5 protein-coding genes are annotated in these 7,728 nt (G+C 63.5%); all 5 read left to right on the plus strand.

The window, feature by feature from the left end:
- Window positions 1-61 precede the first annotated feature (61 nt).
- The 5 genes from WC739_RS13685 (at window position 62) to WC739_RS13705 (ending at window position 7,726) form a co-directional block, all read left to right on the plus strand.
- The gene (locus tag WC739_RS13685) at window positions 62-2,125 is read left to right on the plus strand and encodes a prolyl oligopeptidase family protein (protein ID WP_372953567.1); all 2,064 of its coding nucleotides are present in this window, start codon (window positions 62-64) and stop codon (window positions 2,123-2,125) included.
- 303 nt (window positions 2,126-2,428) lie between these two features.
- Complete coding sequence (locus WC739_RS13690; RefSeq protein WP_372953568.1) at window positions 2,429-3,808, plus strand: aspartate aminotransferase family protein; 1,380 nt, start codon at window positions 2,429-2,431, stop codon at window positions 3,806-3,808.
- Window positions 3,809-3,948: 140 nt separating this feature from the next.
- Entirely contained in the window at window positions 3,949-4,314 is a 366-nt protein-coding gene (locus WC739_RS13695) for a hypothetical protein (RefSeq protein WP_372953569.1), read from the plus strand.
- A 155-nt stretch (window positions 4,315-4,469) separates the two neighbouring features.
- Window positions 4,470-5,114 carry a cytochrome c oxidase assembly factor Coa1 family protein gene (locus WC739_RS13700; protein ID WP_372953570.1) on the plus strand — a complete coding sequence of 215 codons (645 nt, stop codon included), beginning with the start codon at window positions 4,470-4,472 and terminating at the stop codon, window positions 5,112-5,114.
- 179 nt (window positions 5,115-5,293) lie between these two features.
- Window positions 5,294-7,726 carry an FAD-dependent oxidoreductase gene (locus tag WC739_RS13705; RefSeq protein WP_372953571.1) on the plus strand — a complete coding sequence of 811 codons (2,433 nt, stop codon included), beginning with the start codon at window positions 5,294-5,296 and terminating at the stop codon, window positions 7,724-7,726.
- Window positions 7,727-7,728 lie beyond the last annotated feature (2 nt).

The raw sequence follows: 7,728 nt of genomic DNA on the forward strand, positions 1-7,728 counted from the left end.
ATTGAATATCGGACACGGCATGTCGATGTTGCATGCCGACGCATCGCCTATCGGAGATTCCATGACCAAGCCCATCACGAAGCCCGTATCCGCAACCGAAGATCCCTTCCTCTGGCTGGAAGACAGGACGTCCGAGCAATCGCTCGACTGGGTGCATCGGCAGAACGAGGTGACGGTCGGCGAACTCCAGGGCGACCCGGCCTATCAGGCTTCGTTCCAGACCGCACTCGACCTGATGACGGCCGAGGACAACATTGCGGTTGGCACGGCCATCGCCGGCCATGTCTATAATTTCTGGCAGGACAAGACCAATGCGCTCGGCCTGTGGCGCCGCACGACCGTCGCGTCCTACAAGACCGAGAAACCCGTGTGGGAAACGATCCTCGACTTCGACCAGCTTGCGGCGAAGGAGGGGATCAAATGGGTGTTCAGCGGCGCCAGCCGGCTCTATCCTGATTTCAGCCGCTGCCTGCTGTCGATGTCGCCGGATGGCGGCGACGCCAGCGAGATGCGCGAGTTCGACATCGAATCCAGGTCATTCATCGAAGGCGGGTTTCGGGCGCCGGCCTCCAAGTCCGGATTTGGCTGGCTGGACAAGGAGACGGTCATCGTCTCGGCTGCCTTCGAGGACGCGGACAAGACCGAGTCCGGCTATCCGCGCGTGGTCAAGCTCTGGAAGCGCGGCACGAAGCTCGAAGAGGCAACGCCGATCTTCGAGGCGCAGAAGGAGGATCTCGCCGTTGGCGCCGGCGTCGAGTTCGACGGCGACAAGCGTTATGTGTTCCTGGCCCGGACGCTCAACTTCTTCGCATCGCACATGTTCGTACGGCTGCCCTCGGGCGAGAACAGGCGTTTGCCGCTGCCGGACAACACGACCGATACGGCGGTGTTTCGGGATCAATTCGTCTTCGGCGTCCGCAGCCCTTGGACGGCGCCGGACGGAACGTTGTGCAAGCCTGACGGCCTCTATTCGCTCGATCTGGCGAAATGGGCCGAGACGGGTGTGCTCGGACCCGTCGAAACCTTGTTCGAGCCGGCCTATCGCGTGTCGATCAGCGGCCTGGCGCGCACCGAGGACCGGCTGTTCATAAGCCTGATGGACAATGTGCGCGGCAAGGTTCTTGTCTGCGAGCGCAAGGCCGGAAGCTGGTCGATGAAGCCGGTGGCGCTGCCGGAAAACGGCACGGTCGGCACCAGCCATGCCGAGCATTTCGGCTCCAGCGTCTCGTTCTCGTTCACCGATTTCCTGACGCCGAGCTCGATCATCTGGTCGGACGACAATGGCGAGACGCTGGAGACGGTGAAGTCACAGCCGGCGCGCTTCGATGCCGGGCCTCTCATCTCCGAGCAGTTCGAAGCCCGTTCCAAAGACGGCACCATGATCCCTTATTTCGTCGTCAGGCGGCGAGACCAGAAGGGTCCGGTGCCGACGCTGCTCTACGGCTATGGCGGCTTCGAAGTGCCCCTGTTGCCGGGCTATGCGGGCGTACGCGGCAGGCTTTGGCTGGAGAAGGGCAACGCCTATGTGCAGGCCTGTATCCGTGGCGGCGGCGAGTTCGGCCCGGGCTGGCACCAGGCGGCGCTGAAGGGCAACCGCCAGAACGGCTTCGACGATTTCGCCGCGGTGGCCAGGGACGTCGTCGAGCGAGGCATCGCCACGGCTTCGTCGCTGGGCATCCAGGGCGGCTCGAACGGCGGCCTGCTGACCGGCGTTTCGCTGACGCAGCACCCAGAGCTTTTCGGCGCCGTCATCATCGAGGTGCCGTTGCTCGACATGCTGCGCTACACCCAGCTGCCGCCCGGCGCCTCCTGGATGGCCGAATATGGCGACCCCTCACTGCCGGAAGACGCGGAATGGCTTTCGGCCTATTCGCCCTACCAGCATGTCGAGGAAGGTGTCGCCTATCCGCCTGTGCTGCTCACCACATCGACCGCCGACGACAGGGTCCATCCCGGCCATGCGCGCAAGATGGCCGCGCGGCTTCAGGAGGCAGGCCATGCCAGGACGCTGTTCTTCGAGGAGACGGAAGGCGGACATGGCGGGCGCGGCGACCGGCGACCGCAAGCGGCGCAGACGGCGATGAAATACGTGTTCCTGCAAAGGGCGCTGGGCGCCAAGGCCTGAGCGTTTCCGGCCTTAGCGGGAGAGGGAAGTTCATCTCCATCGCCCTTTGCTGTGAATCGTTGGTTCTTAGACAATTCCGGGCGGAAAACCGTTTCGCACTTTTCGTGGAATTGCTCTAAGGTGCCGTGCATGGATCTCGCTAGGCTATCGGCTCGCGCATTCCGGGTCGCGGTGACACCGTCATCGCGCACCCTGCGCGCCGAGCTTTTGCGGCTGTGCGCCCGCATCGGATATTCGCCCCCTGTTTGCCTCTGAAGCATTCGCCCCGGCATAGCCGGAATGATTTCAGAGGAAAGATCCGACATGACCTACCAGAACTACTCGCTGAAGCAGCTTCAGCAGATCGACGCCGCGCATCATCTGCATCCCTTTACCGACCACAAGGAATTGCGTGAGGCCGGTTCGCGCATCATCACCCACGCCAACGGGCCGTTCATCTATGATTCCGAAGGGGCGGAAATCCTCGACGGCATGGCTGGCCTTTGGTGCGTCAACATCGGCTATGGCCGGGACGAGTTGGCGGAGGCCGCGTACGCGCAGATGAAGGAACTGCCCTACTACAACTCCTTCTTCAAATGCTCGACGCCGACGCCCGTGCTGTTGTCGAAGAAGCTGGCGGAGATCGCTCCCAAGCACATCAACCAGGTGTTCTACGGCTCGTCAGGCTCCGAGGCCAACGACACGGCTCTGCGTCTCGTGCGCCACTACTGGACCCTGGAAGGCAAGCCGGAGAAGAACCGCATCATCTCGCGCAAGATGGGCTATCACGGCTCGACTGTCGCCGGCACGTCGCTGGGCGGCATGGATCTGATGCACAAGCAGCTCGGCGGCGCGGTGCCCAACATCGTCCATGTGATGATGCCCTATGCGTTTGAGCTGGGGCTGCCCGGCGAGAGCGACCATGATTTCGGCCTTCGCGCGGCAAAGGCGGTCGAGGACGCGATCCTCGAAGCCGGCGCCGACAAGGTGGCGGCCTTCATCGGCGAGCCGGTGATGGGCGCTGGCGGCGTCAAGATCCCGCCGGCCAGCTACTGGCCGGAAGTGCAGCGCATCTGCCGCGAATATGACGTGCTGCTGATGCTGGACGAGGTCATCACCGGCTATGGCCGCACCGGCGAGTGGTTCGCGGCGCAGACCTTCGGCATCGAGCCCGACACCATCACCACGGCAAAGGCGCTGACCTCCGGCTACCAGCCGCTCTCGGCGCTGCTGGTCGGCGACCGTATCGCGGCGACGCTGGTCGAGAAGGGCGGCGAGTTCTATCACGGCTACACCTATTCCGGTCATCCGGTGGCCTGTGCCGTGGCCCTGAAAAATCTCGAGATCATCGAGCGGGAAGGGCTGGTCGATCGCGTCAGGAACGATACCGGCCCTTATTTCGCCAAGGCTTTGCAGGAGCGCATCGCCGGGCATGATCTGGTCGGCGAAGTGCGCTCGATCGGGCTGATGGGCGCGATCGAGATCGTCAAGGACAAGGCGACAAGGGAGCGGTTCCTGCCGGGTGGTAGCGCCGCTGTCACTGTCCGCGACCACGCGATCGGGCAAGGCATGATGTTGCGCGCCACCGGAGACACGATGATCCTGTCGCCGCCGCTGATCTGGACCCACGACACCATCGACATGGCTTGCGAGCGCATTGGAAAGGCGCTGGATCTGGCTCAGGCCGACCTGCGCAAGCTCTAAGAGTTGACCCTCGGCCGGGCGGCCTTTCGATACGAGACCGCCCAGCCTTCTAGAAACATGTTTTCGTGGTGAGGAACAACTTCATCCCCTCGTGCGTAGTGTGGGAGGCAGCGGCTTGGCCGCGACAAGGGGTTGAAACCATGAGAAGAGCCGGCAAGAGCCGACAGGCGCGAGAAGCAGCCAGCATCGGCGCCGATCTGATGCTGGCGCCTATGGTGGCGATGATGCGCCTGCCGCTGATGGTAATGGACGCCGGCAGCAGGCAGCCCTGGGGCACGGAAACCGCGCTCGCGGTCAACGAGAAGACCGTTGCGATGGCCGAAGGCGTGCTTGCCGCGCAGATGTCCTTCTGGCGTTCGGCGTCGGGCTTCTGGCCTGAACTCCTCTCCGGTCGCACCCCATCGCTGTTCAACGGCGTTGCGGCGGAGCGGTCGATCAGCGCCGCGCTGACGCCTGCCAGCCGGGCCGTGAAGGCGAATTTCCTGCGCCTGTCCAGCAAGACCTGACGGGAGCCGCTTCCAAACCGCTGCCGCCAAGAAACCGTTTACGGTTTTTCGTGGCAGTGATCTAATACCCCCAAGCAGAGCCGCCGAAGCGGGGATATGCATGTCGTTCCTCCAAGCCGATCGGCAGTTGGACAGCATGGATCATGGGGGATGTCATGGCCGGAGAACCGCTCAACCAACCTGCCGAAATACCGCCCGAGCTCGACCGATGGAACTGGGGCGCGTTCTTCCTCAGCTGGATATGGGGTATCGGCAACAGCACCTTCATCGCGCTGCTGGCGCTGATCCCGGTCGTCAACATCATCGTCATCATCATGCTTGGCGCGCGCGGCAGCCGGTGGGCATGGCGAAACCGCGTGTGGCGTGACGCGCAACAGTTTCGCAGGACTCAACGCAACTGGGCAATTGCCGGGCTTGTCGTCTGGGTGGTCGGGATCGGCGGTTGCGCGACGATGGTCGGCAGCATTCCCTATCTTCTGAAAGGCAGCGACCCCTATCACATGACCATGGACAAGGTTCGTGCCGACGCCCGCGTGAAGGATGCCCTCGGCGACGATGTGGACGACAGTTTCTGGGTCGGTGGCCATCTCAATGTCAATGCGAATGGAGCCGGCGACGCCCAGTTCAGCATTCCGATCCATGGCGCCAAGGGCAAGGGCAGCGCGTTCTCGACCGCCACCCGGACAGCCGGCACCTGGAGCTTGCGCCTGCTCGTCGTCAAGGTGGAAGGGATCGACGCGCCGATCGTGCTGCTCAACGAGGACCATGTCCCGATACCGAATGCGGCCATCGGAATATAGCGGGCGAAGCGCAATTCGCGCCGGTCACATACGGTATTGCAGCGTGCTGTCTGGCTTGCCACGTGGCGCAACCGCCTTGCCGCGCTTGGACTAGGAAATGTGCTGAAAAGCCGGACACTGTCTGACACTATACGCGCGTTGATCTGGTTCGGTGACATCTCATTGAGGGGCTCGTGCCTATGGTGACTTCCGTTCGTGCGGTCGTGGTCGGTGGCGGCTGCGTGGGTGCCGGCATCCTCTATGGCCTGGCAAAGCGCGGCTGGACCGATGTCGCCCTGCTGGAGCGAACACAGCTGACAGCAGGCTCGACATGGCATGCCGCCGGACTCATTCCCTCTTACGCGCGCAGCCGCAATGTCGGCCGCATGATCGCCAAGTCGATCGAAATCTATGAGGGGCTGGAGGCCGAGACGGGCCAGAAGGTCGGCTGGCATAAATGCGGCCAGTTGCGCATTGCCAACACGCGCGACAGGCTCGACGAATACAGAAGCTATATGGATGTCGCCGAGGTCCAGGGTGTGCGGGCGCGCATCGTATCGCCGGCCGAGGCGCGGGAGATCTGGCCGCTCCTCGACAACAAGGACATGCTCGGCGCCCTTTACCATCCCGACGATGGCCACATTGCGCCGGCCGATGTCACCCAGGCCATGGCCAAGGGTGCGCGAGACCTCGGCGCGAAGGTGCACCTTGGCACCGAGGTGGTTGGTTTCGAGCGGATGCCGAGCGGCGAGTGGATGGTCAAGACCACCCGCGGCGACTTCGTCTGCGAACATGTCATCCTTGCAACCGGCAACTACGCTCGCCAGACGGGCGCCATGCTAGGGCTGGACATTCCGGCGATCCCGATCCTGCATCAGTACTGGATCACCGAGGCGGTTCCCGAAATCGTGGAACGCAAGCGACTTGGACTTCCGGAGATGCCGATTCTCCGGGATGAGGGTTACGAAGGCTATTTGCGCGAAGAAGGCGACGGGCTGATGTTCGGTCCCTATGAGCGGACCGAACAGCTCAAGCTGTTCGCGGAAGACGGCGTGCCGGAATGGTTCGGCGCTGATCTGCTGGATGAGGATTTCGACGCCGTTTCCTGGAATTGGGAGCGCGCCACCGAGTTGGTTCCCGCGCTCGGCCGGGCCGGCATCAAGCGGAATGTGCGAGGACCTTTCCAGATGACGGCCGATGAGCTGCCGCTGATGGGCCAGGCCTGGGGCCTGGAGAATGTCTGGCTTGCCGAAGGCGTGCCGGGCGGGATCCTTTGGGGTGGAGCGATCGGCTATTACCTCTCGGAGCGGATCGTGGAGGGCGGCAACAGCATCGACACGGCGGAACTGGATCCCCGCCGGTTCGGCGAATACGCCAACAAGAACTGGACCCGGGAAAAGGTGAGGGAAGCCTGGGGCACCCACGCCGCACAGCACTATCCGGGCCAGGACATGCCGGCGGCGCGACCGCAGAAGACGGCTCCATCCTACGACCGCCTGAGCCAGCTCGGCGCGGTATGGGACGTGTTGAACGGCTGGGAGATGCCGAGCTGGTTCGCGCCCAAAGGCGTCGAAGCTCGCAACGTCTACAGCTGGCGCTGGACCGCCAAAGGGAATTACGTCGGCGAGGAGGTGCACGCTGTTCGCAAGGCCGCTGGCCTGGTCGAGATGACGCCAATGACCAAGTTCGAGGTCAGCGGACCGGGCGCCGGCGGCTGGCTCGATGCAATCCTGGCGAACAAGCTGCCGGACCCCGGCCGTGTCGTCCTTGCCCATCACCTGACGCCCGGCGGCGGCGTGCAGGCCGAGTATGTGGTGGCGCGGCTGCGGAGCGACCTGTTCTACCTCATCTCGACGCCGCGCGCCGAACGCTGGAATTTTGACGACCTTAGCCGGCTGTTGCCGAAGGACGGCAGTGTGCACCTGCGCAATGTCACCGACGACCGCGGCGCTTTCACAATTGTTGGGCCGAAAGCGCGGGACGTCTTGCAGCCGTTGACGGAGATCGACCTCTCCAACCAAGCCTTCCCATGGTTCAGCGTGCGGTCCGGCACCGTCGGCATGGCCAGCGACGTGAGGCTGCTGCGCGTCAACTACTCCGGCGAACTGGGATGGGAACTCTACCACCCGATCTGCTACCAGCGGCACTTGCTTGATGCGTTCCTGGCGTCGGGAGAGGCGCATGGGCTGAGGCTGGTTGGCCTTCAGGCGCTGGAGTCGCTGCGTCTCGATAAATCCTACCGGGCCATGTATCGCGATATGAATCTCGAACTATCAGCCTGGGAGAGCGGCCTCGATCGCTTCATCAGCCTCGATAAGGATTTCATCGGCCGTGTCGCACTGGAGGCAAAGCACAAGCAACTGGCACGCCGGATCGTCACACTGTCGATAGACACGGACGGCGCGAGCGCGTTCGCCTTCGAGGGCGTTCATCGCGACGGCAAGCTCGTGGGCCACGTCACTTCGGCCGGCTATTCCTACACTTTGGGTCACGACATCGCACTTGCGCTCCTGCCGCTGGACCTCGGATCGCCGGGTACCGAGCTCGAAGTGTCGATCCTCGGCGAGCGCCGGTCCGCCAGGGTGATCGCCGATTCGCCTTATGATCCGGGAGGCGCCCGCGGGCGCATGTGAGG

This window comes from Mesorhizobium sp. (assembly GCF_041661565.1).
Classification (GTDB): Bacteria; Pseudomonadota; Alphaproteobacteria; order Rhizobiales; family Rhizobiaceae; genus Mesorhizobium.